Source organism: Sphingobium sp. EP60837 (assembly GCF_001658005.1).
Taxonomy (GTDB): domain Bacteria; phylum Pseudomonadota; class Alphaproteobacteria; order Sphingomonadales; family Sphingomonadaceae; genus Sphingobium; species Sphingobium tyrosinilyticum.
The window spans coordinates 282,825-307,046 of the sequence record NZ_CP015987.1; the positions used below are offsets into that span (position 1 = coordinate 282,825).

At 59.8% G+C, this 24,222-nt stretch carries 27 protein-coding genes and 2 pseudogenes; 13 read left to right on the plus strand and 16 right to left on the minus strand.

Annotated elements, in window-relative coordinates; translation table 11 throughout:
• Positions 1–28 precede the first annotated feature (28 nt).
• The 3 genes from EP837_RS14375 to EP837_RS14385 form a co-directional block, all read right to left on the minus strand.
• Complete coding sequence (locus tag EP837_RS14375; protein ID WP_197486398.1) at positions 29–919, minus strand: helix-turn-helix transcriptional regulator; 891 nt, start codon at positions 917–919, stop codon at positions 29–31.
• 612 nt (positions 920–1,531) lie between these two features.
• On the minus strand, positions 1,532–3,133 hold the full coding sequence (locus EP837_RS14380) for a GMC family oxidoreductase (protein ID WP_066530053.1): 1,602 nt from the start codon (positions 3,131–3,133) through the stop codon (positions 1,532–1,534).
• A gap of 47 nt (positions 3,134–3,180) precedes the next feature.
• Positions 3,181–3,555 carry a RidA family protein gene (locus tag EP837_RS14385; protein ID WP_066530055.1) on the minus strand — a complete coding sequence of 125 codons (375 nt, stop codon included), beginning with the start codon at positions 3,553–3,555 and terminating at the stop codon, positions 3,181–3,183.
• Between the two features lie 181 nt (positions 3,556–3,736).
• On the opposite strand from EP837_RS14385, the gene EP837_RS14390 reads away from it, so the two are divergent.
• Positions 3,737–6,067, plus strand: a complete 2,331-nt coding sequence (locus tag EP837_RS14390; protein WP_066530058.1) for a TonB-dependent receptor — start codon at positions 3,737–3,739, stop codon at positions 6,065–6,067.
• Here EP837_RS14390 and EP837_RS14395 read toward each other — a convergent pair.
• On the minus strand, positions 6,057–6,674 hold the full coding sequence (locus tag EP837_RS14395; protein ID WP_066530063.1) for a TetR/AcrR family transcriptional regulator: 618 nt from the start codon (positions 6,672–6,674) through the stop codon (positions 6,057–6,059). The genes EP837_RS14390 and EP837_RS14395 overlap by 11 nt on opposite strands.
• Positions 6,675–6,757: 83 nt before the next feature.
• Between EP837_RS14395 and EP837_RS14400 the strand changes: the two genes are divergently transcribed.
• Together EP837_RS14400 and EP837_RS14405 are read left to right on the plus strand one after the other, a co-directional pair.
• Positions 6,758–8,023 carry an MFS transporter gene (locus tag EP837_RS14400; RefSeq protein ID WP_197486399.1) on the plus strand — a complete coding sequence of 422 codons (1,266 nt, stop codon included), beginning with the start codon at positions 6,758–6,760 and terminating at the stop codon, positions 8,021–8,023.
• Positions 8,024–8,027: 4 nt separating this feature from the next.
• Positions 8,028–9,344: an NAD(P)/FAD-dependent oxidoreductase gene (locus tag EP837_RS14405; protein WP_066530066.1), complete on the plus strand. Its 1,317-nt coding sequence runs from the start codon at positions 8,028–8,030 to the stop codon at positions 9,342–9,344.
• A 331-nt stretch (positions 9,345–9,675) separates the two neighbouring features.
• Here EP837_RS14405 and EP837_RS14410 read toward each other — a convergent pair.
• The 9 genes and pseudogenes from EP837_RS14410 to EP837_RS22060 all read right to left on the minus strand — a co-directional run.
• Positions 9,676–10,012: pseudogene (locus tag EP837_RS14410) on the minus strand (IS110 family transposase); the annotation flags it as partial.
• A gap of 204 nt (positions 10,013–10,216) precedes the next feature.
• Positions 10,217–10,363, minus strand: a complete 147-nt coding sequence (locus EP837_RS21045; RefSeq protein WP_156518604.1) for a lmo0937 family membrane protein — start codon at positions 10,361–10,363, stop codon at positions 10,217–10,219.
• Between the two features lie 434 nt (positions 10,364–10,797).
• A complete protein-coding gene (locus EP837_RS21880; protein WP_257784377.1) occupies positions 10,798–10,932 on the minus strand; it encodes a hypothetical protein in 135 nt (44 codons plus the stop codon).
• 414 nt (positions 10,933–11,346) lie between these two features.
• Positions 11,347–11,517, minus strand: coding sequence for a DUF6771 family protein (locus EP837_RS21380; RefSeq protein ID WP_335676244.1), 171 nt, complete (start codon positions 11,515–11,517; stop codon positions 11,347–11,349).
• Between the two features lie 329 nt (positions 11,518–11,846).
• On the minus strand, positions 11,847–12,128 hold the full coding sequence (locus EP837_RS14430) for a type II toxin-antitoxin system VapC family toxin (RefSeq protein ID WP_066530072.1): 282 nt from the start codon (positions 12,126–12,128) through the stop codon (positions 11,847–11,849).
• A 46-nt stretch (positions 12,129–12,174) separates the two neighbouring features.
• Positions 12,175–12,378, minus strand: a complete 204-nt coding sequence (locus EP837_RS22055; RefSeq protein WP_082919799.1) for a type II toxin-antitoxin system VapB family antitoxin — start codon at positions 12,376–12,378, stop codon at positions 12,175–12,177.
• A gap of 184 nt (positions 12,379–12,562) precedes the next feature.
• Positions 12,563–13,096, minus strand: a complete 534-nt coding sequence (locus EP837_RS14435) for a hypothetical protein (RefSeq protein ID WP_066530074.1) — start codon at positions 13,094–13,096, stop codon at positions 12,563–12,565.
• A 1,160-nt stretch (positions 13,097–14,256) separates the two neighbouring features.
• Positions 14,257–14,337: an excalibur calcium-binding domain-containing protein gene (locus EP837_RS21775; RefSeq protein ID WP_082919800.1), complete on the minus strand. Its 81-nt coding sequence runs from the start codon at positions 14,335–14,337 to the stop codon at positions 14,257–14,259.
• A gap of 143 nt (positions 14,338–14,480) precedes the next feature.
• Positions 14,481–14,579: pseudogene (locus EP837_RS22060) on the minus strand (hypothetical protein); the annotation flags it as partial.
• A gap of 200 nt (positions 14,580–14,779) precedes the next feature.
• Here EP837_RS22060 and EP837_RS14440 point away from each other — a divergent pair.
• A complete protein-coding gene (locus tag EP837_RS14440; RefSeq protein WP_066530078.1) occupies positions 14,780–15,382 on the plus strand; it encodes a hypothetical protein in 603 nt (200 codons plus the stop codon).
• A gap of 113 nt (positions 15,383–15,495) precedes the next feature.
• On the opposite strand, the gene EP837_RS14445 is transcribed toward EP837_RS14440, so the two are convergent.
• Complete coding sequence (locus tag EP837_RS14445) at positions 15,496–15,684, minus strand: DUF3606 domain-containing protein (protein ID WP_066530081.1); 189 nt, start codon at positions 15,682–15,684, stop codon at positions 15,496–15,498.
• A gap of 775 nt (positions 15,685–16,459) precedes the next feature.
• On the opposite strand from EP837_RS14445, the gene EP837_RS14450 reads away from it, so the two are divergent.
• From EP837_RS14450 to EP837_RS22065, 3 genes are all read left to right on the plus strand, one after another.
• Positions 16,460–17,068, plus strand: a complete 609-nt coding sequence (locus tag EP837_RS14450; protein ID WP_082919714.1) for an ATP-dependent DNA ligase — start codon at positions 16,460–16,462, stop codon at positions 17,066–17,068.
• A complete protein-coding gene (locus EP837_RS20605; protein ID WP_156518606.1) occupies positions 17,029–17,346 on the plus strand; it encodes a hypothetical protein in 318 nt (105 codons plus the stop codon). The genes EP837_RS14450 and EP837_RS20605 overlap by 40 nt, the downstream gene beginning before the upstream one ends.
• Before the next feature lie 316 nt (positions 17,347–17,662).
• Positions 17,663–17,890: a PilZ domain-containing protein gene (locus tag EP837_RS22065; RefSeq protein ID WP_443019156.1), complete on the plus strand. Its 228-nt coding sequence runs from the start codon at positions 17,663–17,665 to the stop codon at positions 17,888–17,890.
• A 71-nt stretch (positions 17,891–17,961) separates the two neighbouring features.
• Here EP837_RS22065 and EP837_RS14455 read toward each other — a convergent pair whose 3' ends face one another.
• Positions 17,962–18,408: a ferritin-like domain-containing protein gene (locus tag EP837_RS14455; RefSeq protein ID WP_066530084.1), complete on the minus strand. Its 447-nt coding sequence runs from the start codon at positions 18,406–18,408 to the stop codon at positions 17,962–17,964.
• A 644-nt stretch (positions 18,409–19,052) separates the two neighbouring features.
• Here EP837_RS14455 and EP837_RS14460 point away from each other — a divergent pair.
• On the plus strand, positions 19,053–19,487 hold the full coding sequence (locus EP837_RS14460; RefSeq protein WP_066530088.1) for an antitoxin Xre/MbcA/ParS toxin-binding domain-containing protein: 435 nt from the start codon (positions 19,053–19,055) through the stop codon (positions 19,485–19,487).
• Positions 19,484–19,963, plus strand: a complete 480-nt coding sequence (locus EP837_RS14465; RefSeq protein WP_066530091.1) for an RES family NAD+ phosphorylase — start codon at positions 19,484–19,486, stop codon at positions 19,961–19,963. Before EP837_RS14460 ends, EP837_RS14465 begins: the two co-directional genes overlap by 4 nt.
• Before the next feature lie 212 nt (positions 19,964–20,175).
• Here the strand turns inward: EP837_RS14465 and EP837_RS14470 are convergent, their stop codons facing one another.
• Positions 20,176–20,874 (minus strand): Crp/Fnr family transcriptional regulator, encoded by a 699-nt coding sequence (locus EP837_RS14470; protein WP_066530094.1) that lies wholly within the window; start codon positions 20,872–20,874, stop codon positions 20,176–20,178.
• Positions 20,875–20,955: 81 nt separating this feature from the next.
• Between EP837_RS14470 and EP837_RS14475 the strand changes: the two genes are divergently transcribed.
• The 4 genes from EP837_RS14475 (at position 20,956) to EP837_RS21390 (ending at position 24,159) form a co-directional block, all read left to right on the plus strand.
• On the plus strand, positions 20,956–22,788 hold the full coding sequence (locus EP837_RS14475; protein WP_066530096.1) for an acyclic terpene utilization AtuA family protein: 1,833 nt from the start codon (positions 20,956–20,958) through the stop codon (positions 22,786–22,788).
• 1 nt (position 22,789) lies between these two features.
• Positions 22,790–23,596, plus strand: a complete 807-nt coding sequence (locus EP837_RS14480; RefSeq protein WP_066530098.1) for a Coq4 family protein — start codon at positions 22,790–22,792, stop codon at positions 23,594–23,596.
• Positions 23,597–23,602: 6 nt separating this feature from the next.
• On the plus strand, positions 23,603–23,815 hold the full coding sequence (locus tag EP837_RS21385) for a class II aldolase/adducin family protein (protein ID WP_066530100.1): 213 nt from the start codon (positions 23,603–23,605) through the stop codon (positions 23,813–23,815).
• 101 nt (positions 23,816–23,916) lie between these two features.
• Complete coding sequence (locus tag EP837_RS21390) at positions 23,917–24,159, plus strand: class II aldolase/adducin family protein (protein ID WP_197486401.1); 243 nt, start codon at positions 23,917–23,919, stop codon at positions 24,157–24,159.
• Positions 24,160–24,222: the final 63 nt, after the last annotated feature.

Sequence of the window (24,222 nt, forward strand, 5' to 3'; positions counted from 1 at the left end):
GCTCACATCTTTCCGATGACAGGACGGCCTATGCGGAGGTGGCAGCTGAGTTCAGTAGCGCCCGGATAAGATCGCTTTGACGATTGATTCCGGTCTTGAGGAAGATGCTTTGAAGCTGCGATCGCACTGTGTTGCGGCTGATGCCGAGTTCGGTTGCCGCTTCCTCAAGGCTTGCGCCTTTTGCCAGCTTGCTTGCAAGCAGCGCCTCGGCCGCACTTAAGCCAAAAAGGCGGGCGAGCGTCTCTGCCGGCCACGCCGCCTGAGCCGCAGGGTCGCGGAGCACCAGGATCGCCGTCCGCCGGTTGGGCTGACGCAGCGGGAAATAGCCGGGGCCCGGCCGAACGATGATCGTAAGCGGCAAGGCATGATCGCGGCGAGAGAAAGCCATCGGCACATAATTTTGCAGATCCGGCTCCGGCGCCTGGGCAAGTGCGCAGCGTTTTATCTCGGCCAGGAGCGTGCGCGTCTCCTCCGCGCTTTCAGCTTGCAATCGGCTGCCCACGACGCGCAAGCCGCCGCCGGTCGCAAGCAGGTGGTCGGCAACATCGTTGGCCATCATCAACTCCGCATCACTGCTGACAAGAGCAGCGCCGATGCGGCTGGTGTTGAGCGCAAGATCACTTAACATGCCGCGCCGTGCCAGATCCATGATGCGGTAGTAAATCTGCAAGCTGCGGCACAATGGTTCGGACAGGGACCCAAGCAGCTCTTCCTGCGGCGCAGAAAGGGGCGCACTTTTACTCTGCTCCCACAATATGATCGCTGCACTGCGTTTCTGGCTATCGGCGACGGGCAGGAGCGTCACATGCGCGCCGCCAGCCAATGCGAACTTGTGGACGCCGCTGTTCCGTTCGAACGCTGCGCTGGCGAAGAAAGCTTCGATCTCCGCTGCCATCGCGTCATCTGAATAGGCGCCCACGACGACTCCATCGTGGGATGCACCCACCATCACCGCTGCATGGTCACAGCCGAAAACCGCGCGCGCAGCATGCGTGAAGCTGACCCATGCGGGGACCTCCGAGGCACTCGCGTATAGTGTGTTCAGCAGCGTTTCGCGGGACTGCAATGTGCCAACATCGGCAACTGGGAGGCGGCTGTTGGAGATAGCTTTGATCCTCGGATGGCGATCACGCCTAGGCAATCGTCAGACGGGCTGATCCCACGTCTAGCATCCTCATCATCCGGTGCAAGGGTCTGGCGCGCAACAGGCTAGCCTGATTGTTCGAGGGCAGCTGCGCCCAGTCCACCGTCGCTAACGGTCTATCCCTGGATTGGACAGTCGCAACCGTCGCGAGGAGCCAGGACCTATGTCGCGTCGGCTCCGCGCCAAAAAAATTGGGCGATCAAGAAGATACGCAAGTTTTTTTAAGAGCAGACGATATGAGATACGCGGCCTGTCCGGACGCAAGCCAACCGGAATTCGAATGGCGCCATTCGCCCCTCGTGCGCATAAGGACGCATTCGGCAACCGGTATTCGCCATGTCGGAGGTCTACCTGCACCGCCTATGCATATGTTCTTTCCTTCATTCCTCAACGCCCGGTGAATATCATATCTGCAGCCTTTTCCGCGATCATGATGATTGTCGCGTTGGGATCGCCGGTGGTGATACGTGGCATGATTGATCCGTCGACGACCCGCAGCCCCTCGATTCCATGGACTTGCAGTCGCGCATCCACGACGGCAAGCGCGTCCTGTCCCATGCGGCAGGTTCCGACCGCTTCATAATTGACGTTGCAGGTGCTGCGGAAAAAGGCGTCCAGGTCAGCGTCGCTCGTGCAGGACGCGCCCGGCACATATTCCTGCCCCCGCAAGTGGGCATAGGCGGGTTGCGCGAAAATCTCGCGCGCGATCCGGATGCCCCGGCGGAGCGCATCCCGATCCCGTTCCTCTGCAAGATAATTAGCATTGATAAGCGGCTTGTCCATGGGATCTGCAGAGCGCAGCTTCAATTCCCCCCGGCTCTCCGGCCGGGTGAGGATCACCAGCTTGGTGAAGCCATGTTCGCGCATCGGCCTGCCACCCGCGCCAAGCAGCATCGGGAGGTAATAATATTTCAGATCGAGTTCGTCATGCCCCGGCGCACCCGAGCGCAGATAAGCGACCGCATCGGTGCCGCTGCCGGAGAGCGGGCCGCCGCGCGTGATCATGTAGCGCAAGGCGGCGGCGGCCATCCTGATAGGACTGGCCGCTAATTTATAGTCGGAGATGGGCTCTGGACAGCCGATCTGAACTTGCGTTCCAATATGGTCATGAAGATTCTGGCCGACGCCTTTGAGGTCGATGACGGTGTTGATCCCGAGCGAATTCAGATGATCGCCATCACCAATGCCGGAAAGCATCAACAACTGGGCCGACTGGAACGTGCCCCCGCTCACGATCACCTCGCGCGCGGCGCGGACCTGGCGGGTCTCCCTGCCCTGCCGATATTCGACGCCGACAGCGCGCTGGCCGTGCAGCAGCAGCCGGGTCACATGCGCCCTCGTGCGGACGATGAGGTTGCGCCGTCCTCGCACCGGATGCAGATACGCGACGGCGGTGCTCATCCGGCGGCCGTTGCGGATGGTATGTTCAGAGGGCCCAAAACCTTCTGGCGCCGCGCCATTCTGATCATCGCTATAGGGATAACCAGCCTGCTGCGCGGCTTCGATCCACGCATGTTGGCCGGGGTTGCGGATCTCTGCGCGCGTCACCGGTAACGGGCCGCTGCCGCCGTGGAAATGGTCTTCGCCATGGGCACTGCACTCGGCGCGCCTGAAATAGGGCAGCACCTCTTCATAGGACCAGCCGCTGTTCCCGAGGTTCGCCCAACCGTTAAAAACCTCGGGACTGCCACGGCTGTAGCACATACCGTTGATGGAACTGCTGCCGCCAAGCACCTTGCCCCGTGCATCAGCCAGGATGCGATTGTCGAGATGCCGCTGCGGCGTGGTCTGATAGTGCCAGCTTGCCATCCCACCTTGCAACATAGGGAAGAAACCGGCGGGAATATGGATCAGTGGGTTGCGATCGCGCCCACCCGCTTCGAGGAGAAGGACCCGAACGGCCGCGTCCGCCGAAAGCCGGTTCGCAAGAACGCATCCCGCCGAGCCCGCGCCCACGATGATATAGTCGAATTCCGTGCCTAATTTCATGCAGTCGCTCCAAGAGGAGAGGAATGGAAATGCCGAGAAAGTCGGCGCTATACGGCATGGGGCAGCAGGGCGACGGCCTTGATCTCGACGATCGAGCGGGGATGGCCCAGCGCGCTAACGCCGATCGCGGTCCAGCAGGTGCTCCCGCCCTGCATGAACGCGGACTTCGCGGCTATGAAACCGTCCATGTGCGCAGGATAGCCGACATGGAAAGAGGTGAGATCCACGATATCGCTAGCGCCGCATCCGTGGCGGCGCAGAACCTCCCCCAGCGCGGCGAAGGCCAGCTCATACTGGCGGGATGGATCGGGTGCGACGCTGCCATCGGCCTCTATCCCGATCTGGCCTGAGCAAAATAAGATGCGGTCAGCGATGCGTGCCTCGCAATAACCATAGCTGGCGGCGGCATCGGTATCGGACATGTTTTCCCTCTCCTTTTTTCCATGACTTACGGGCGCCGGGCGCGATCAGCGGTGGCAGAGCGATCATGATAGCCGGGATACAAACACTACACAATGTCTTGTTTGCACGTGAGCTCTGTGCCAGCATGCAAAGAATCAGGAGTGATAAGCCGCATCGGCTACGCAAAGAGAGGGGAATGTCATGATGTTACGGCGTTTATCACGCAATCTGTTGCTTTCTGGCGCGGCGTTGAGCGCGATTTGCGGCGCGGCCCGGGCGGCGGAAGCGCAGGCGGAAAAGCCGGTGGTTCAGGCCGATGCTCAACTCGGCACCATTGTCGTGACTGCCCGCCGGACACGCGAAAATCTTCAGGAAACACCGGTGGCCGTGACCGCCCTGACCGGCGAAATGCTAGACAAGCTTAATATCCGCGATGTGGTGGCGACGGCACAATTCACCCCGAATCTCGGCATCAGTGCGCAGCCCGCGTCGATTACCGCCGCGTCGATATTTATTCGCGGCATCGGCAACGCATCGCCCAGTGCAGTGTCGGAACAGGGCGTCGGCATCTATCTTGATGGCGTCTATATTGCGCGATCGGCCGGGGCGATCTTTGACCTGGTCGATCTGGAGCGCATCGAAGTGCTGCGCGGCCCCCAGGGCACGCTGTTCGGGCGCAACAGTGTGGGCGGCGCGATCCAACTCGTCAGCCGCAAGCCCACCGACGATCCGGGCTTCGAGGGGAAAGCGAGTTATGGCACGTTCGACGACTGGTTCGCCCGCGCGCGGTTCGATACCGGCCTAATCGGCAACATGCCGATCAAAGCTACGGTCTCCTACATGCATCGGCAGAAAAACGGCTATTTCGACAATAGTCTGGCTCCCTCAAGCAAAGATCCCGGCGCACTCAACAGTGATGCCGTCACCGCTGCTGTCCAGGGTGATTTCGGCAAGCTAACCGTCAACTACGGTTTCGACTATAATGTCCGTGAAGGTGCTCCGACGTTCTTCCAGGTCATCAACGCAACGGATGATCTTCGTACCTATTATGGAAATTCGCAGGCTCTTGGCGGCTCAGCATTTCAGATCGGTCGAAAAGGACTGCGCCGGGGTGAACAACAACCGGCCATCGACCTAAACGGCAACCCGAGCTTCAGCGTCAAGGCGAGGGTTTACGGCCATGCCCTGACGCTCAATTATCAGCTTATCCCCGCGCTCGCGATCAAATCGATCACGGCCCATCGCGCCTATCGCCAGGATGGCGCCAACGGCCTGTCGGGCACCGGGCAGTTGCTGGGCTTCACCTTAAGCCCGCTGCTGTTCATCGACGGCACCATCCTGCCTACCGGGGTCCAGCCGGTGACGCCCTATGACGGCTACACTACGCAGCGTCAGCGTCAGTTTTCTCAGGAAGTGCAGTTGCTGGGTGAATCGGGGGCGTTCAAATATGTCGGTGGCGCCTTTTATTTTCATGAAAAGTCGTCCGAAGCCAATTATCAACAGTTGACCTTCGTGCTTCCCGGTGGCGATGCGGGTGTAAATCTTTCGCCACTACAGGCCTTTCATGGCAAGGCACGTTCCTATGCCGTTTTCGGCCAGCTCAGCTATTCGCCAAGCAGCAATTTGGAACTGACCGGCGGCGCCCGTTATACAAAGGACAGGAAATGGCTGATGCTTGCCGGTGATGTGCAACCCAACCTCGACGGACAGGTATCCTATAACAACTTCTCTTGGTTGATTTCCGCCAATTACAAGCTGCGTCAGGACTTGATGACCTATGCCCGCGTGTCGAGCGGTTACCGCGCTGGGGGCATCAATCCGTCCGCCTCGGAGATCAACATCTTCGCGCCGGAAAAGGCCATATCCTATGAAGCCGGCGTGAAGGCCGAATGGTTTGATCGCCGCCTGCGCACCAATCTTTCGGCCTTCTATGTGGATTATAAAAATCTGCAGATCCCGCAATTTCTGGCGGGCACCGGCGGGGCGACATCGACTATCGCCAATGCAGGCCGAGTCGCCTATCGCGGGGTGGAAGCCGAACTCACCGCCATCCCTGTCCCTGGCCTGACGATCGACGGTTCGGTTGGCTATACCTCACCCAAATATAAGAGCTATCTCTACCGTAATCCCGTTTCGGACGCGGTGATCAATGTCGCGTCTGAAGCACGCATGTCGCAGACCGCCAAATTGAACACGCATGCGGGCGCGCAATATGAACATGAATTGGCCATCGGTACCTTGTCGCTGCGCGCCGACTATTCCTATCGCAGCACCGTCTATTGGTTCACGCTGGACCGGATCAATCCCTTCAATCGCGATATCCGCTCACGCCCGGACCATAATCTGCGCGCCCGCATCTCGCTGAGCGATGTCGCAGTCGGCGGCGGCAAGCTGGACCTGGGCTTCTGGGGCGACAATCTGACCAACGACCGCAATATCGATTTCGGTATCGACTTCGGCAGTCTTGGCTATGGCAGCGCCTCCTTTAAGAAGAAGCGCACTTTCGGCGTAGACGCAAAGCTCAGCTATTGACGCTAACCGGGATGGGGCCGCGCTCATCGCGGTCCCCTCGTGCTTCGCAACCGGCAATCAGCAGGTCGACAAGTTGACGCACATAGGCATCGGACGGCTGGTCCTTGGCGATCACGATCAGGCCCGCGATCGAAGTGAACAGGGTCGTGATAACCATCAGCGTGTTCACTTCCGCACGGATCTTTCCCTCTTGTTGGGCGACATCGAGCGGGCCGACCATCTCTTCGGAGATCGCGCGCCACTGGCGCAGCGTTTCCTCATTCACGAAGCCGGAGCCGAGATGGGCGATCAAGCCATTGATGGCGATTTCGTCAGGGCGCACCGAAAAGTCGCGAAAGGCGATGGCAATGACATGCAGATGCTCGCGCCAGTCGGCACGCGGCTTCACCCGGAAGGTCGCATTATGCGCCGTCAGCGCTTCGACGATCAACGCTTCGCGCGTCGGCCAGCGGGCGTAAAGGGTCGAGCGCGCAATGCCCGCCTGCTCCGCGACGTCCTGCATCGTGAACTCGGTCTCGCCGTTCTTGATGAACTGCAAGACGGTGGCGGCAACCGTCTGCCTGACCCTTTCCGTGCGCCCACCAGGGCGAATGCTGCCGCGCGTCATGCGCCCTCATATCGAGCCGCGGCCAGCAGATTCAAGAGCAAATCGCCCGATGCCACAAGCAATCGGAATGAAGGAAATACATGGTGAAGTACGGCAAAGGCAATGCCTCCCTTGGCTCCGATCCGTGGGGGGTGATGGTGGTTCTGTCCGTCATCGCCTTCCTCCTGATTGGTGGCATGCTGACGTCGCTCACCGTCTATATGTCCGTCATGCAGCCCCTTTTCCTCTGGGGCGAAGCTGAAATGGGCGCCGGGCCGGTGGCGCTGCTGCTCGGCATGAGCGCGGGCAATCTTTGCGCTGGCCGGACGATGCGGGCAGTCGGCGTCAGGAGGCTGTTCGCCTTTGGGGTTGGCATGGCGGTTTGCGGCTGGGTCACGGCAGGCTTCACCTGGACTTTGGCGTCCTTCATGGCGGCGATGGCGCTGGCGGGCTTGGGCGTCGGCATGGCCACGATCGTCCCCGGCATCGCGGTCATCTCGCAGAGCTTCCACCGGCACAGGGGGCTGGCCATTGCGCTCTTCATAGGCGGTTGTGCGCTTGCCAGTGCAACCATGCCGATGATCAGCGGGCGGCTGATCGCGGCATTGGGCTGGCGCGAGACATTCTGGACCATCGGCGCGGCGGCGGGCTTGATATGTACAGGGCTAGTGTATGTCCTTCCGTGCACCCGATGCGGCCCCTCCGATGGAGACGGTGCGGAGGACCTCGGCCTGACAAGAGAACAGGCCCTGAGGAAGCCCGGCTACTGGTTGCTGGCCATCGTTCTCACGATCAGCCAATTGTCCTTGAATGCCATTCTTTTCAACCTGATCGCCTATCTTCGGCACAGCGGCTTCGATCATGCGGACGCGGTCACCGTCTATAGCGTCGCCAATTTCATGAGCCTGCCGGGACTCCTGATCGGCGGGATGGCCTCCGACCGGATCAGCGCCCGCATCCTCCTGCCCGTCATCCTCGCCTTGCAGGCAGCAGGCACGCTAGCCTTGCTGGGGGCCGGCGGCGATCCTCTGTGGCAGGGCCGGACTGCGATCGCGCTTTTCATCATGCTCTGGGGTAGCGTGGCCGGTTTGCCGGCACAGGCGGGATCCATGCTGCTGACCGAAATGATCGGCCAGCGCGCCTATCCCGCGATGTTGGGGATCATCTTCACCATTAACGGCTTTGTCGGCGCACTGGCGCCGGTAGCGGTCGGGTGGGCCTTTGAGGCGAGCGGGAGCTATGCCTTACCGGTCTTCTGCTTTGGCTTGCTGACCCTGCTCGCGGGCTTCGCCTCGCTTTTCTGCCGCAGTGACCTGTTCGTGGCGCCAAGGCAGCACGCGCCAACTGACAGAATTTTCGCTGGAGATTGAGTAGATGCAGAACAGAGCCGTCTTCGAACGGGGCGAGATTCCGATATCCGCCAGTGGCTGGACCAAGCCGCAAGGTCTCGCGCCCAACTGGCCCGCGCTGACGGAAACGGTTTCCACCGATGTCGCTGTCATCGGCGCTGGCCTTGCAGGGTCATCCCTCGCGCTGCATCTGGCGGAAGCGGGTATTTCAGTCACCGTGCTGGAGGCACGCCAGCCCGGCTGGGGAGCATCGGGCCGCAACGCAGGGCACGTCCTTCCGATCCTGCGCGACATGCGCGTGTTCCGTCGTTTTTCGGACGAGGGCCGGCGATTTCTGGACCTATTCCGCGAACATCACACCATCCCCTTCGATCTGGCTACCCGCTACGCGATCGACTGCGATGCCGTCCGCTCCGGATATATCAACGGGATGAAGACCCGGCGGACCTTTAAAGGATTTCTGCGGGAATTTTCCTATCTGGAAGACTATGGCCTGCAAAAGCTGGTCCGCATGTCAGGGAATGACATGAAGGCCCGTATCGGATCGGCCGCCTATCCTTACGGCGTGCTGTTCGAAGATGGCGGCCGTATCAATCCCTATCTCTTCACCAATGGCATGGTTGCAGTAGCCGCGCGGCTCGGGGCGCGTATTCATGGCGATAGCGAGGCGCTGGCGCTGGAGCGGGCCGGCGAGCGCTGGCGCATCCGCACGCGGACCGGCAGCGTGCTGGCGGAGCGCATCGTGTTCTGCACCAATGCCTATCCAACAGGGGTCGAACCCACGTTCCGAAAAGCTTTTTATCCGCTGACCGCCTATGCCCTCACCACCAGGCCGCTACCGGCAGGGGCGCTTGACCATATTCTCCCGGGCGGCGGCACTTTCGCGCAGGCGCCGATCGATCTCAATCCGATGGTTCGTGATCGCCATGGCCGGCTCATCCTCTCATCGATCCCGCGGGTCGGCGGCGCGCATGATGCGTCATGGCATTTTCAGTCACAGTTGCGCTGGCTGCATCGCATCTGGCCGGGAACGCGCGGCATGAGGATCGAGATGGAGGATTATTGGACGGGCCGGGTTGCCTTGCGGAAGGCGCAGTTCCCCGGCGTGTTTGAGCTTGGCAAAGGCATTTTCGGGCTGATGTATTTCAACGCCTGGGGCAATGTCATGGCGCCCCTGATGGGCAAGATTCTTGCCAGCGGACTGGCGCGCGACGACATAGCGAGCCTGCCCTTCCCGGTCGAGCGGCCCGAGCCAGTGTCGTTCAACCGCAAATATGAGGTGCTGATTCGCCACATTTTGATCCCGGCTGCGCGGACGGCGCAACGATGGGGGTTTCTCTAGCTGATGATATTGAGGTGTGCCTGAATCGGCGTTCTTTGCTGGGCTACCGTCCCCACTCCTTGGTGCAAGGGCAAAGCAGCAAAGTGTTGAGGCAACGGTTCCTTCCCGGACATTGGACGCCAGCGTAGCAGAACGACAAGTAGATCACGATAAAGGTTGGCGAACATGCGCCCGGTCGGCAAAGTTCGCCGTCCAATGACCGGGGATGCTTTACCCGGAAGAGCTTGCGGGTCAGGTCCGGACGATCGATCGTAATGCGGGTAGTAGAACCACAGCGCCGAGACGACACTGTTCAATGTCGGCCCGCCAAGCCCTGCCTCCCGCTGGTCGAGCTGTCGAAGCCTTTGACGCGCACCTCCCGATAAAAGCCCACCTCAGCCAAATGCGCCAGGCCATCGGCGTCATTTGCATCGGTCTTGTTGGTGGTCATATCGAGGGCGGCCTTTGCATGGCGCGCGTCTATACAGATGGCAGGTAAGCCCTCTGCAGTAAGCGCATGATAAAACCAAACCGACAACGGTCCGGTCTCAAGTACCACGCTTTGCATTCGGCGCGCGTTTGCGGATCGCTTCGGCAAGCAGTTTGGGATCGGACGCGCACTTGCCGCGCCAAACGCGCCTCCCATCCTGACGAAGCGATATCGAAGTGTCTTTCAGAGAAACGTCCAGTCAGATATACTGATCCATGGTTGTCCTCCGTCTGATGCTGGGCCCGGTCCTAAATCCTGAGCCCGATCTTCATCTTATCGGGGGCACCAACCTTCCAGTAATCTCGTGTCCCTGGCCCGCGGCCGGTGCTCCCGATTACGTCATGTTCGTACATGTCCCAATGCCAGTCGCTATCGTTCCGGGCTGACTTTGCCCCTATCGTCTTTAGACCCGACGCCCCGCGACCAATTGATAAATGAGCACGATAGCCGCCACAACCAGGAGCAGATGGATCAACCCGCCGCCAACGGGCACCACGAAGGCACCAAGCACCCAAAGAACGAGCAGAATGAGCAGCAGTGTCCACAACATCACCCATCTCCAATCACAGTTACGAGATCTAAACATTCTGGAAGGCGGACTGTTCCTGATGGACAGCTTAGTTCCAAAGCTGGCCGGTCGGTTCATTTCCAGAAATAGCTCAACGTCGGGCAGATTTCGGGGATCGGTGTCCGGACCGTAGATGTCGTCTTTGTCGCCGGAACGCGGGTGACTAACGCAGCTACTCTCTCACCAGCGAAGGCTTCTTGGCGATCATCGCGAGTAGCACCTGTGCCGGGCCCCTGGGACGTCGGCGGCCATGCTCCCAGTTGAGCAGCGTGCCCTTGGCAACGCCAAAGCTGCGCGCGAACGCGCCTCGTGAGAGGCCGGTGCTGGCGCGGATCGCGCGACACCGACGGCGGGCACTTCCAGCTGATGGATGCGCGCTTCGGCTTCCTTACCTTCCGCAAACGCGAGCGCTTCACTCAAACCCAGCTGCCGCTTTTGCCGCCGCCCTCGCGAGCGATGCGCACCTTGCGAAGGCCACCGTCCAACGAGATACCCGCCTCAGGGTTGGCGGCGATATAATCCACGAGCGCAGAGCGATCCTCATCAGACATGATCGCTTTGGCCTGCCGCAGAAATTCGCCAGTTCTACGACGGTCTGCAAGTTGGCCCTGCCTGAGGTGTATATGCGCCACTGGCGTATATACATGTCCTTGGCATCGAACAGGTTCCACCACGGCCCGAACCGGTCAGGATTGCACCGCAGTCCAGCGCCGGCAGCGTGCGCCCCATATCGATATAGCGATCCTCAACGCAGCACCAACCGCTGCCCTTTACCCCTCACGCTCCGAGAAACTTAACCTGAACGATAGTTAATCCTGTTCGGCTCGCCGCTCAGTTCCGCTATAGGAGTCGCGCGACCCGAAGGCTCCGGCTAAATGCTGAGAGACTTCTACTGGCCCGACTGTCCCCGGATAGTCGGGCCGTTTTTCATGTCGATGCTCTTAGTACGTGCGCAAACATGCGTTTCAGTCAGCTTCTGCGGCAGAGCCGTTATCAAGCGCGTCAGCGATCATAGCTGCCAAGGTCTCTTCAGCGCGCCGGCGCACGCTGTCATCTTTCGATTCTAGATCATGGCGCAGCCATTGCGGGGCGCGCTCGATAACGCGCAGAATCATCGCGGTCATATTCTCATCCATCGCTGGCGGCATATGCCGCCTGATGACCGCCGGCGCAATGCGGCAATCCTAAGCTGCGTTCCGCTATCGCCTTTGATCGGGGGGCGAGGATCTTCCCGGCCCGGATCGAACCTTCAAGTTCGAGCTTGTCGGCGATCCCTCCTCATCCCGCGTCTCGACAGAAACCTCGCCGTGCCGCCCGATATAGGCGAGATGAGCACCTAGATGCTCGGCGCCCTCATTGCGTCCGGTGACTTTGACCAGCACCTCGGGTGTCCTTCGGACAACCCGCGCCAGGAAGCCCCGGAAGAAGAGATCGGGTTCGCCATTGGGCAGACGTCCCGCTTCGATCAATCGCCCATATTGAGACTAGCGGGATGCCGCCCTTTTCCGTAGCGTTCGAACGCAAGGCGAGCGGCTTGGCCGACCGGCTCGTCGACCGGAACCAGCGTCACCTCCGCAAGCGACAAGAAACGGGCAACAATCGCCCTTGCTTCATCGACGCTGTAGCTGTTCTTGCGCGCGACCGCCGCGACGGTCTGGAATATGGCGATCGCAGACGTGCATCGCGCCGACGACGCGGCGATCTTGCGCGCGAGCCTGTCGCCATCCCTCTTCGGTGAGCATTGCAACGATGGCCGAAGCGTCGAGAAACATCAAAGGTCCCCGGACATTTCGTCAAAGAGCCTTGTCCGCGGCATGCCCAGTCGACGGCCGCCGAAGCACCTCGGTGCGTAGCGCCTTGATACGAACGTCCAGCGGGATCGCTTCGTCCTCCCGCGCAAGTTCATGGCGGACGGCAAGCTTTACGGCCTCGGTCAGGCCGATTTTGTGCCGCTTCGCCAGCGTCCGTAAGAGGCGGTCGGCTACTATGTCCCTGATGTTCTATTCGCTATCTCAAATATCTGTCCGTGTAGCCGATCCCGCCCGATAAGGCAGCCTGAGCGAAAGGCCCGCCCCATTGAGCAGGAGCGGGCCTCGTCGTGCCGGACGCGTGCTTGGGGGCGGGTAGAAATATCCGGCGCGACAAGATCGGCTGGATAGAACCGATGTTCCCGGAAAATACTCAGATTGGGCCCGTGGTCCTGCCGCTCGACGAACTATGGCCACCGTTGCGGTACAGGATCTCGCGTGCAGTGTCTGAGGCAATTGATGACCCTGCTGAATCGACAGAGACAAATACACTGCCGCTCTTGATGCGCTCATCGTAGTAGGTCGCGTCTTCATCATCGACGCCGTGCTGCTTAAGCGTCTCATTTAGGGTACCCGCGGCGGCTCCTGCGGCAGCCCCGATCGCCATTGCTCCTGGGACAGCGGATGCGGCGATGGCGCCAGCTGCTACAAGGGGTCCCACTCCAGGGATCGCCAGAGCTGCAACGCCTAGACCGGCACCTAATGCACCACCGCCTAAGATGCCGCGGAGCAAATTACGGTGGTCATCGTCCGTGACGTCGCCGTCGCCGCCGCGTGTGGTAATTTCGCCGTTATGTTGAGCGATAACAGAAAGCGCGCTGTCACTCACGCCAGCTGACCGCAGTTCAGAGACGGCGCGCTCGGCCTCGGTATGGCTATCGAAAATGGCTGATGCGATCTTCGTCATTCTATTCTCCTGGCATGAGTGTGGAGCGTGGAAAACGGAAGGGGTGGCCACGGCGTTCCACATAAGCGAACTAAATTGACAGGATGTGGCACGGCCCAATGAGGACATTCGTCGCAAAACTTATGTCGCAGGTGGAATCCTGGGCACTTCCGACGACGATGACGGTTCGCTGTTGAGGAGAATGGAAATGACTGGTCGACCGGCTACCACTGACATGCTCAGCAATCGCGTAATCGATGTACTGCGTCGTTCATTGAGGCGGCAGTTTCCTGTGACGGCAGACGGCGCATTTGATGACCTGCTTCAAAAGCTGAAACACATACCACCTCAGCGGGGTTATCCGTACAGTTGCACGTCATGAACGACGTTCGGCGGCGTGCCAGCTTCTGGCTACTGCTGGTGGCTATAATTCTGTGTATGATCACAATTCTCGGCTTTGTCGTTTACTCGAGCATTGAGGCGCCCGATCCAGCGTCCCGGACGCCCGAGGGCGCGCCACCGCCACGTGGAGAGCCGATGCGCCCGTCAGATTAACCCGCGGTTGCGCGCTAATCTCAGCAAACTAAGAGACCATACCGCTCCACGGCAGAGCCACCTCAACCTGCGCGCACGACAAATCCTCGCCCTGCACCGAACATCGGGCAACCGTGCGGACTAATGGTCCGTGTCGACCTGCCGACATTCCACTGCGTGACCGCTAACAAGCGACCGCAAACTGCCTGTGCTGGCATAAGGGTCACCGGGTGTGCACTCGCGGCCGGGTCGGCAATGACCCGGCATCTTCGGCGTGTCGATCGATGATAGCCGGATGCGGGTCGAGCCGCAGCGCAGAGTATCGCCATCTACTACCCTTGGACTAACGCAACCGACGCCTTGATCGTCGTTTTCTCAAGCTGCTGCCGGCCAACTTAGCAGCCTGTCGCCATGCTGGAGTGCTGCCCATCCGATGGCGCTGCCGATGATGAGGCCGCATACGACCAGCGGAAGCAAGCTGATCTTACGAAACTGCGGCTGGTGCCGCCGTGTTAGACGCCGAAACTGCACAACCTTGTTGCGCCACCGCCGTACCGGCCGGTTACGCATGGTCGTGCGGAAGTCGAAATCATCCCCATGCCATTGATATTGACGTATTGGACCGCGCTGTCACGCGACAAAATTTTTCACCGCCCGCAGTACGGTTCACAAGCAACTCCATCTCCATCCCGATCCAGGTGAGCCCCGTAACCAGGTTGCCCAGCCATGATTGGCGCGGCGCCGGCCGCACGTGCGGCAGCGCAATTCCGAAAAGCACCCCCCCACTCCCAGTGAGGAAGCTGCGTTGTCTGGTTGAAGATGAGGCCGTTGTTCCCCTGTGACAATGATACTCGCCCGTCTTCCGGTTGTTATGACATCCTTCAGCGTTCAAGCCGCCAGGATGGGCCTCAGCAGCTCCAAGGCCGGTCAATCCGCTGAAGATTATTGATGATAAAACCGTGTACCGCATGGATGTCCTTCCGCTGGCGGTACTATCGTTTATTTCTCACCCAATTGTTATCCTGCTTCTGTCGGGATGCGTCAGCCACAGCATAAAATCCAAAATTGCATCATGGAGTATCACTTGAGGTATATTGCGCGCATCCACATTCATCCGTCACCTTTGCCAGTGATAGCAAACGAGTCATTTTCGGCAGGGGAATCTTTCAGATGCACATTCTGCGAAACACATTAGCAGTCGGGCTCTTCATCTTTAGCTTCCCGCTTGCTGCCCAGCTATCCCCCATGCAGGTCAGTGGCGCCTCAGCCGTCGTCATCCCCATCAACACTTTGGTCGTCGTAACGCCGACAGAAGAAATCACCTCAATAGATATGAAGGTCGGTGAGGTGCGCAACTTCATGGTCGTGAACGACGTCATCGAGGATGGTGCTGTAATGATCAGGCGCGGGTCACCCGTGAAGGCCACTGTCACTTGGCGTACTGGCAAGGGAATTGTGGGGAAGTCAGCCAAGTTCGAGCTTAGCTTCAATTCCGTCAGGTCTGGTGGCCGGGAGTGGAAGCTACGGGGTTCAGTTCGTCAGGAGGGCCGCGGAAACACCACTGGCGCACTTCTTGGCGCGGCCATCATCACCGGACGCTCTGCGGTCATCACGCCTGGTCAGCTTGTTAACGTGTTCACGGCCGAGGAAATTACGTCTTCGCCGTTCTTCCCGACCAGCAGCACGTCACAATATCGACTTCCGTCCCCTTCAATTCCGACTCAGCCCGCCGGCATCAACCCCAGCTCGGCAATCAGGTGCATCACCTGCTAGCCGTCAGATTTAGCCCTGTGTCGAGACCGCGCTTGCCACAGGTGCCGTCGAACTGGATAGCAGGGGCTACCGCACGCCCTTTTAGAGGAGCGCATCGATCGAAGGATGCACAGTCATTTACCCTTCAGCTTTTCTGCCGCTGCATTCAGTTTTCCCCGGTCATTACCGACCTTTCTGATGATATCACGCGCCTGATCGGACGTGATGCCGTGCTTACGGGCGAAATAGCTTACCTCGTAGCCTTCACCTCCGGCAACCCGGCTTCGATCAGCGCCATCCCGTTTGCTTTTATTGTCTGCCATTTATGTTTTCTCCTTCTAAGTAGCGGCCGCGATTTTCGCTATCGTTCCCTTTCCTGAAATGATGGTGCCAGACGGAAAAGGCCCTGGCCCAAGTGCTACGATGGCCATGCTAGCGCGGCTGCCTTCCGACGGGCCGATCATCAAACGACAGGCCTGAGATGCTCCGGCAATTCACTGGCCTGGTAGTCACGGCATTCGAAGCGAGGCGCCGCGCTCCAAGTGTTGAACCGCTCGAGGAGCGCGGCGGTCCCGCAGAAACCACATTCTGCAGTCATGCGGCCGATGATCCAATTATCCCTTCCACATCCCGAGCAATGATTTATTTCTTCATCTCTGTAGAGCGGGATGTAGGCTAACCGGAATCGGGTCCCTTCTTCATTGAATGCTGCCGTCCGCATAGGTTCACCTCGAAATTTCTCATATGCGCAAAGCAACGGCTCGATCAGCAAACAGTTTCATTAACCGATTGTAATGTTGGGGCCTTCACCCACCGCAACTCTGGGACTTCTCACATCCGACTTGGCCTATAACCCCTATTCGCCCAGGGCTGCGCAATGGGATTATGCCGCAACATTCGCTCGGCGAGATGTTTATTCCCTTGCAGGTTTCACCTGCATTGCGACCCAAACTCGCCCCGTCTCCTCATGGAGAGGGGCCTTTGGTGCCGTGCTTGCGGTGCCTCGCCCCCCCCCCCCCCCGCTGAGGCACCGCAAGTTTCCTCAGTAAATCTACCAGCGTTCAGGAACCCGACTCGAACGGCAGGAGTCGCGGACTTATGCTGCAGACGATGGTTCCCCATCTGGGCTTTGTCCCGACTATGCAGCCGACGCTTGTTCACGACGCGCCGGAGGGGGATCAGTGGCTCCACGAGATCAAATATGATGGCTACCGGACTGAGTTGTTGCTCGATGGCAATAACGGCCGGGCTTACACCCGCAACGGCCACGACTGGAGCGACAAGTACCGCTTGATCCTAGAAGCGGCGCAGAGCCTGCGCGGGAGCCCGGCGCTGCTCGATGGCGAGGTGATCGTCCAGGGCGAAGCAGGCTTGTCCGACTTCCATGCCGTTCGCCGGACCATCACGTCACATCCCGAACGCCTCGTCTTCTATGCTTTCGACCTGATGATGTTGGAGAGCCAAGACATCCGTCGGGAGCCGCTGACCGATAGACGCGCGCGGCTGCGCGATATGATCGGTGAGCATGACGCTGCCTTTCCGATCCAGTTCAGCGACCATATCGTGGGGCACGGAGCCGAGTTTTTCCACAAAGCTGAGCAACTCGGGCTCGAGGGGATCGTCTCCAAATTAGCGGATAGCCGATATCGGGCCGGCTATTCGACGTCATGGCTGAGATCAAGGCGTTTACGGTTGGGCAGTTCGTGATCGTGGGAACTGAGCAGGGGTTGGGTCCCACGACAGCCCTTTGTGCGCGCGAGACGCTGCACGGCTTGGAATATGCTGGCAGCGCCATGCTCACGCTTACGGCAAAGGATCGCGATCGCTTCTGGGCCGCGGCCGAACGGCTGCAGCGCTCAACACCAGCGGTCGAGGCAGGAAAGCGGAAAGCTGCACGCTGGCTAGAGCCAGTAATGCACGCTCGGGTGCGCCACCTGCGCGGCGAAGAGAAGCTGCGCCATGCGACTGTTCTGGAGCTGCTATGATCGATGAGAAAACCCGCGAGGATCTGAACAAGCGTCTGCCGGTCTTTTCGGTACCTCAAGATGAAGCGGAGCACTTCTACACCTGGCCCATTGTATGGGGAGCAGGTGGACATGAGGCGCTTAGGAGATGTGCTGTACCACGCGGAGGAGGAGCATGAACTGCTGCCGGTGAATGACCCTTGAGCGCGTCCTGCGTTGTGGCGTGAGCTCGGTGCCTAGGAAATATGTGAGAAACAAAGGGGCGCGTTACATGGAAGAGGATGAACGGCGGGCAGTCCGACACGGGATCACGGCGCAGGTGAAGCTGCGTCGCAGAATGGAGCCATCATCTTCCTCCACTGTGTCCGATCTTTCACTCACGGGTTTCCGTATCCGAACACATATGAAGTTTACCTCTGGCAGCGACATCTCACTTACGCTGCCGGGCCTTGGGGCACGCTGGGCTAAAGTCGCCTGGGTACCAGGATTTGAGGCGGGGTGTAGCTTTGATGAACCGCTGCATCAGGCGGTGCTTGACGATGTTCTTCGTAGGGCGAACGCGTGACAACAGTAAAGGCGCTGTCTGTCTATTCGCCCGCGGCAGGGTCGCCCTTTAGTCGAGCGACCCTCGCGCGCTCAGGGCATGCTGTGCTTCAGTGCGCTGGCGCGATCGTGACCCGCCTCTACTGACTGAAAAGCGCGCTCGACGACCGTGCGAGATGATGGATCAAGATCATCATCGTTTAGAGCGGCCTGGAATTTACCCTTGATGTAATCCTCGCCGCGTTCGACTTCCTGGATGATCGCCTTGTCATCCTTGCCTGTGAACGCCGCCTTCAGGTCCATGAAGCTGCGGTGAGCGGCAGCCAGAAAACTGCTGTCATCCTCCGGATTGCCGCCGAGGCGCCTAACCTCCGCTTGCAGGGCCGTCGCAACCTCACTTCGTTCCCGCGCGAAGTCGGCGAACATCGTTGAAAATTGGGTGCTCTCAGCGTCTTCGGCCGCATCCTTGAAACCCTTCATGCTGTCGAGGGTCGTCTTGATCAGGCCGTTCAGGGTGCTGATTGTGCTATCGGTGCTCATGGCATCCTCCTGTGAGTGGAGGACTTGTAACGGGCGCCGCGACGGAAAGGTCCGCTGCTTGTCCTATCGGGTTAATCCGGAGCGGAAGGCGGGCTGCTAGTGGGCTGCCGTTCTGCCGTTGCCTTTCGGGATCATGGCGACGCAGTTTCGAATGACTGTCCACTCCAAGAACAGCTGCATCTCTCGTTCCTGCGCGCATGTGTCGATCATCAACTTCTTGCTCTTCTGCGCGAGGGGAAAGCCTCATGTCATCTGCTCGAGCACGCGCTCGCCATCCTGCAGGCGAATAACGGTTCCCGGCTGCGCAGGGTGGATCTGAAGCGGCCCCTCATTGAAACGCGCGCCTTTCTTGGCGCCAAACAGGGTCAGCTCCTTCTGAATGTCGCCGCGTTGAGCTCGGTTGCACATGCCCGAAAGGTGAGAGGCGTAACCGCGGGAGTCAAGCGCCGCTCATGGAGCGCCCGGACGTCCTACTTGCGTGGAAAGCGGACCCGCCGTTTGCCGGGAAGGCGCTCGAAGATAGCCGCCATCACGCGGCATCGGCCCTCGGTTTGCAAAAACCTCGGCGCGCCAATCCTTTCTTCCCCCGCTCGCGCAAGCCCCATATGAGGCATATATACACCTCACTTGAGACAGGAATAGACATGGCCGCGCAATCCCATTCCGTAGAAGCCTTGCTGGGCGTTAAGGCCGGGCTGCCGGCGTCGCGTCTGGCCCTCCCCTCTTCCATCGAGAGGGGACTTCCCGTCACTGCACTGGATCATCTGGCTGACAGCGTGGCGCCGGGAGATGCGCGGTTCAAATTTCGGCTAATCCCAAAGGCGACGCTCGAACGTCGCCGCAAGTCTTCCTCGAAGCGGCTGACAAGCGAGGAAGGCGACCGATTGGCCCGCTTGGCCAAGGTTTTCAGCTTTGCCCTTGATATCTACAAGGAGCCGGAGCGCGCACGTGAATTCCTGAACAGGCCGCATGCCATGCTCGACGGCAAAGCGCCGCTAGACGTGGCCCTGGCGACCAGTCCGGGCGCGGACCTGGTCATCAATCTCCTTGGCCGCGCAGCCTATGGCGGAGGGGTATGAAGGGTGGCATCACGGATCGGGTTTTGACGGCTTATCGCATCGGGGATCCCAACGGCGTTCACCCGATCTACGATAGCGAAGGCGCGCGCCTCTACCCGGGCCGCGGGAACTGGCCCGCCTGCCCGATCATCTACACGTCGGAACATTATTCGACTGCGATGCTGGAAAAGCTGGTGCATGCCAACAACGTGCTACCCCCTAATCAGCATTATATCCGGATCACCATTCCCAACGGCATCCGTTATGAGATTTTCCAGCCGGCCGCCCACCCCGGCTGGGACGGCAAGGATGAAAGCCTGTGCAAGGCATTCGGTCTGGCGTGGTTCCAGGATCGGCGCAGTGCGATCCTGCTCGTTCCATCTATTGCCGCTCGGGCCGAGCGCAACATTTTAATCAACCCGCATCACCCCGATGCGGCGGGCATCACGCATGACTTGCCCGAGCCAGTCTGGTGGGACGAGCGGCTCTTCGGGTGAGGAAATGGGTGCAACGCGTGTCCAGCAGGCTTCTTGCCACGAACGCTCCAGCAGGGGATAGCCCCACAGTGACGGAACAGTCTACAGCGTCGCTGCATCGCATTTTGATGCGCCCGGCTCATCTAAAATGCCGTTCCATCGGCCCAGCCTGCCGCAAAATGCCATCTGGAGCGAACGAGAAGGATCGGCATCAACACAGTTGCGCGCGAAACCTAGCCGTTAGCGACGGTCCGTAGGCGCGCAAGATCGCATAGCTTGATCCGGCCATAGCCGACTTTGATCAGCCCCTCTCGCTCGAACGCGGACAAATGGACATTCACAGTCTTGCGGGTGAGGCCGGTCATTTCACCCAGCAATTCCTGGCTGAGCCGGATGGTCGGCATTAGCTCCTCCATAGCTTTGCGATGGCCCTCGCCGGCGGCCAGCAGGCGAGCGGCGATGCGCTCGCGCGGGCGGAGCGAAATCACTTCAGCAGCCATACGAACGGCGCTGCGCATATTCTCGTAAGCAAAACCGGCGATGGCTCGCCAGATTTCGGGCCGGCGTTCTGCCACCCGATCCAGCGCGACTTCCGATATCTCTAACAAGACGCATGGTTCCACGCAGACGGCTGTAACAAGTCGTGGTCCGCCACTAAACCGTGTGGCATGGCCGAGCACTGATCCTGCCTCAGCAAGACCGATCATCACTTCCCGGTCACCTCGCGACGCGCAATAGGAATAAAGCACGCCCTCGACCACCACGAACAGACCGCTTCGATCATCGCCTTCGGCCTGAGCCCATTCTCCGACGTTGAGCCGCACGAGTGCGCCTTCTGAAACGAGGCTCTCGGCTAGTTCTGCCGGATAGTCCTTCAGCCACTCCGCCTTGCGCAACACAAGAAGCGCCGAATTTCGCTTTTCATTTTTCATCGCAGCATAGTAACTTGGGTGACAGTTTGCTGCCAGAGAAACCGTTAACAATGCTCCTATAAACGAAGGAGCGGATGAGAAATGGCGGTTGCTGGCGCAAATAGAGTTGTACGCATCGGTGGAGCGACGGCATCCTTCTCCGACACCGCGCTCTCGGTACCGCAATTGCTGGCCGGCGGACGACTCGACTATCTGATCTTCGACTACCTCGCTGAAGGGTCGATGGGTATTTTCGGCAGAATGCAGGCTGCTGACCCCCAAGCGGGCTATGGTACCGATTTCCTGACGGTTCATGTCGGCCCTTATCTCCACGAGATTGCCGCCCAAGGGCTGAAGGTCGTTGCCAATGCCGGCGGGGTCAATCCCGCAGGGCTCGCCGCAGCGCTCGAACGGATGATCGGCGAAGCGGATCTGTCGCTGACGGTGGCTTATGTCGATGGCGATGATCTGCGTCCGTGCATCGAGGAACTGCGGGCAGCCGGCCACCGTGACATGTTCACCGGAGCCCCGTTCCCCGAGAACGTCATCAGCGCCAACGCTTATCTAGGCGCTTTCCCGATCGCCGCGGCGCTTGCGAAGGGGGCGGACATCGTCGTGACCGGCCGCGTGGTCGATAGTGCGGTAGTGCTCGGACCTTTGATACATGAATTTGGCTGGAGACCGAGCGATTTCGACCTCCTGGCGGCGGGCACGCTCGCCGGTCACCTGCTAGAATGCGGCGCACAGATCACGGGAGGGACCTTCACCGACTGGCGCGATGTGCCCGACTGGGCGAATATCGGCTTCCCTATCGGCGAGTGCCAGGCGGATGGCAGCGTGGTGATCACCAAGCCTGAAGGCACGGGCGGGCTAGTGTCAATCGGCACGGTTGCCGAGCAGTTGCTTTACGAGGTCAGCGACCCGGCTGACTATATCGTGGCCGACGTGCGCTGCGACTTCAGCAATGTCAAACTGGAACAGATCGGCAAGGATCGGGTGCGCGTAACCGGGGCGCGAGGGCGACCGCCGACCGACAGTTATAAGGTCTGCGTCACCTTCGACGGGGGGTGGCGCTGCATCGCCTATCAGCCGATCATTGGCGAGGACGCCGTCGAAAAGGCGAAGCGGCAGGGTGAGGCGTTGTTCGCCAGAGCGCGCGCACTGCTGCGGTCGCGCAATATGCCAGACTTCTCTCTGACGGACATGGTGATGATCGGCGGCGAAGCCAGCTTCGGCGCGCACCGCCAGCAGGTCGAGACGCGAGAGCTGATCTGCAAACTTGTGGCCGATCATCCCGACGCTCAAGGCGCCCAGATTTTCGCACGTGAACAATGGGCCGGTATTTCGGGTATGTCGGTAGGCACCTCGATCAATCTTGCCACGAACGTCTTGCCGATGACGGGTATATTTCTATTCCTCCTGGACAAGCGAACGGTGACAGCGCGGGTAACCTTCGATGGCGCCACCGAGGAAGTGCCAGTACCGCCCGGAGTTCCTTCCGGTGCGCGCGCGCCGGCCAGCAGAGCGTCATTGCCCGCCCCCGCCGACCCCGGCGATGTTCCCGTTGATCTGGTGCAGCTGGCCTGGGCGCGCAGCGGCGACAAAGGCCAGTTGTTCAACGTCGCGGTCATCGCCCGCCATCCCAAATATCTTCCCTATCTCGACACCGCGCTCAGCCCGGATACGGTAAGCGAATGGTACCGCCACTTCGGACCCGGAGATGAAGCCCCGCGCGTCGATCGTTATGCGGCGCCTGGCTTCCACGCCCTCAATTTCGTGATCCACGACGCGCTTGTTGGCGGGATCAACGCCAGCACGCGGCTCGATCCCGCAGCCAAAGGCATGGCGCAAATGCTGCTGCGCTTCCCGATTCCGGTGCCGGCCGCGCTGGCGGTGGAACTCGGCGGCACTCCCCCCTCAGGCAAAGGAAATTGAAATGGCGGATTATTCCTATCTGATGAAGGGGATCGAGAAGGTTACAACCGACAGTAGCGTCCTGGTCAGTTCCTCCCGCTATCTGAATGATGCGCGCGTGCGCGATTGGGTGGCCACGCATCTGTTGCGCCGCAACGGCCCCGATATTCCGACACCATCGGACTCTATCCAGCTCGTCCAGATTCTCCGCGAGGTGCAAGACATCGATCATATCAACTCACTTTTCGCAGCCGAACGAGAGAAGAACGCCTCCCTCGACGCCTGGTTCAAGGAAGCTTTTGTTTCAACCTTCCAGCTCGATGACCTGAAGCATTATGGACCGGAAACAGTGGGTGGCATCTTTTATGCGCAACTGACCAACAATGATCTTCAGGTCGATATCGTCCCGCCCTTTACGCCGCGTAACGACTATGAATATTTCCAGCTTCGTGCCGGACAGACGCACGACCTGGAACATATTCTTGGCGGAGGGGGATTTGATTTCATCGGCGAACTGGTTCCTTATTATATGCGGCTCACCAATCTGTTCATGCATATGAGCCCTCAGCTTGCCGGGGAACTCTCGGTTTTCTCTATCCTTGGATCGACGCGTATAATCACGCGCGCTGTGCTGCATTATCCGCAGACCTGGCTGACCACCCAAAATGCCGTCGAGCGTGGTTCAAGGGTGGGCCGGGCATCGGCGCCGATCTACATGATGCGCTATGAAGATGTGCTTGGGCTGACACCTGAAGCCGCGCGTGATGCGCTGGGTATCAAGTGCGTCGAACTGGCCGACACGGCAGAGGCGTCGGCCCAATGGTGCTAAAGATTTATGAGAGACCGAAATGGAAATGTCGAGGCGACGGATCCCTACACTCGCAGAACTGGCTCCGATGCCGGGTCGCGACACGTTGATCCCGGATTTGACGGCGCGGAACTTGCGCTGCTGTGCCGAGCGCTCCATCGCGAAGACTATGACGATCATATTGCCGGGCATATCACCCTGGCCGAACCGGATGGCACCTTTCTCGTCAATCCTTGGTAACTTGCCTGGATGAATTGACCGCATCCGATATTATCCGCGTGGACGGCGACGGGCGCATCGTCGAAGGCGCCTGAAGTGTCACGCCGGCCGTCGGGCTCCATATGGCCGTGCACCATCGTCGTCACAATCTGCGCGTTGTGATCCACAATCATTCACGTTGGGGTTCGGTCTGGTCGGCGTCGGGCCGTATCCCTCCAGTTTACGACCAGACATCGGGCCATGTGGATGAGGATCCAACATTTTACGACGAGTATGCCGGACCAGTTGATGGCGCGGAAGATGCGCAGGCCGCTGCGGAGGCGCTTGGCGAGGGCCAATGGCAAGGAAGGCTCCACCGCCTGTGAACGGCAGAGCCTTCCTTTTACTCCGGCAAAGACCCCAAACCGTTACGAGCCGGTCATCACATG

Excerpts from the sequence above, each read along its gene's own strand:
- EP837_RS14440 (WP_066530078.1), top strand. The coding sequence starts at position 14,780 with ATGCACATTCTGCGAAACACATTAGCAGTCGGGCTCTTCATCTTTAGC.
- EP837_RS14380 (WP_066530053.1), bottom strand. The coding sequence starts at position 3,133 with ATGAAATTAGGCACGGAATTCGACTATATCATCGTGGGCGCGGGCTCG.
- EP837_RS14475 (WP_066530096.1), top strand. The coding sequence starts at position 20,956 with ATGGCGGTTGCTGGCGCAAATAGAGTTGTACGCATCGGTGGAGCGACG.
- EP837_RS21380 (WP_335676244.1), bottom strand. The coding sequence starts at position 11,517 with ATGGATGAGAATATGACCGCGATGATTCTGCGCGTTATCGAGCGCGCC.
- EP837_RS14455 (WP_066530084.1), bottom strand. The coding sequence starts at position 18,408 with ATGAGCACCGATAGCACAATCAGCACCCTGAACGGCCTGATCAAGACG.
- EP837_RS14435 (WP_066530074.1), bottom strand. The coding sequence starts at position 13,096 with ATGACGAAGATCGCATCAGCCATTTTCGATAGCCATACCGAGGCCGAG.
- EP837_RS14450 (WP_082919714.1), top strand. The coding sequence starts at position 16,460 with ATGCTGCAGACGATGGTTCCCCATCTGGGCTTTGTCCCGACTATGCAG.
- EP837_RS14395 (WP_066530063.1), bottom strand. The coding sequence starts at position 6,674 with ATGACGCGCGGCAGCATTCGCCCTGGTGGGCGCACGGAAAGGGTCAGG.
- EP837_RS14445 (WP_066530081.1), bottom strand. The coding sequence starts at position 15,684 with ATGGCAGACAATAAAAGCAAACGGGATGGCGCTGATCGAAGCCGGGTT.
- EP837_RS21775 (WP_082919800.1), bottom strand. The coding sequence starts at position 14,337 with ATGGCTGGGCAACCTGGTTACGGGGCTCACCTGGATCGGGATGGAGAT.
- EP837_RS21385 (WP_066530100.1), top strand. The coding sequence starts at position 23,603 with ATGAGAGACCGAAATGGAAATGTCGAGGCGACGGATCCCTACACTCGC.
- EP837_RS14470 (WP_066530094.1), bottom strand. The coding sequence starts at position 20,874 with ATGAAAAATGAAAAGCGAAATTCGGCGCTTCTTGTGTTGCGCAAGGCG.
- EP837_RS14465 (WP_066530091.1), top strand. The coding sequence starts at position 19,484 with ATGAAGGGTGGCATCACGGATCGGGTTTTGACGGCTTATCGCATCGGG.
- EP837_RS14460 (WP_066530088.1), top strand. The coding sequence starts at position 19,053 with ATGGCCGCGCAATCCCATTCCGTAGAAGCCTTGCTGGGCGTTAAGGCC.
- EP837_RS21880 (WP_257784377.1), bottom strand. The coding sequence starts at position 10,932 with ATGTCTGATGAGGATCGCTCTGCGCTCGTGGATTATATCGCCGCCAAC.
- EP837_RS20605 (WP_156518606.1), top strand. The coding sequence starts at position 17,029 with ATGGCTGAGATCAAGGCGTTTACGGTTGGGCAGTTCGTGATCGTGGGA.
- EP837_RS14405 (WP_066530066.1), top strand. The coding sequence starts at position 8,028 with ATGCAGAACAGAGCCGTCTTCGAACGGGGCGAGATTCCGATATCCGCC.
- EP837_RS14385 (WP_066530055.1), bottom strand. The coding sequence starts at position 3,555 with ATGTCCGATACCGATGCCGCCGCCAGCTATGGTTATTGCGAGGCACGC.
- EP837_RS22065 (WP_443019156.1), top strand. The coding sequence starts at position 17,663 with ATGGAGCCATCATCTTCCTCCACTGTGTCCGATCTTTCACTCACGGGT.
- EP837_RS14390 (WP_066530058.1), top strand. The coding sequence starts at position 3,737 with ATGATGTTACGGCGTTTATCACGCAATCTGTTGCTTTCTGGCGCGGCG.
- EP837_RS21390 (WP_197486401.1), top strand. The coding sequence starts at position 23,917 with ATGGCCGTGCACCATCGTCGTCACAATCTGCGCGTTGTGATCCACAAT.
- EP837_RS14480 (WP_066530098.1), top strand. The coding sequence starts at position 22,790 with ATGGCGGATTATTCCTATCTGATGAAGGGGATCGAGAAGGTTACAACC.
- EP837_RS21045 (WP_156518604.1), bottom strand. The coding sequence starts at position 10,363 with ATGTTGTGGACACTGCTGCTCATTCTGCTCGTTCTTTGGGTGCTTGGT.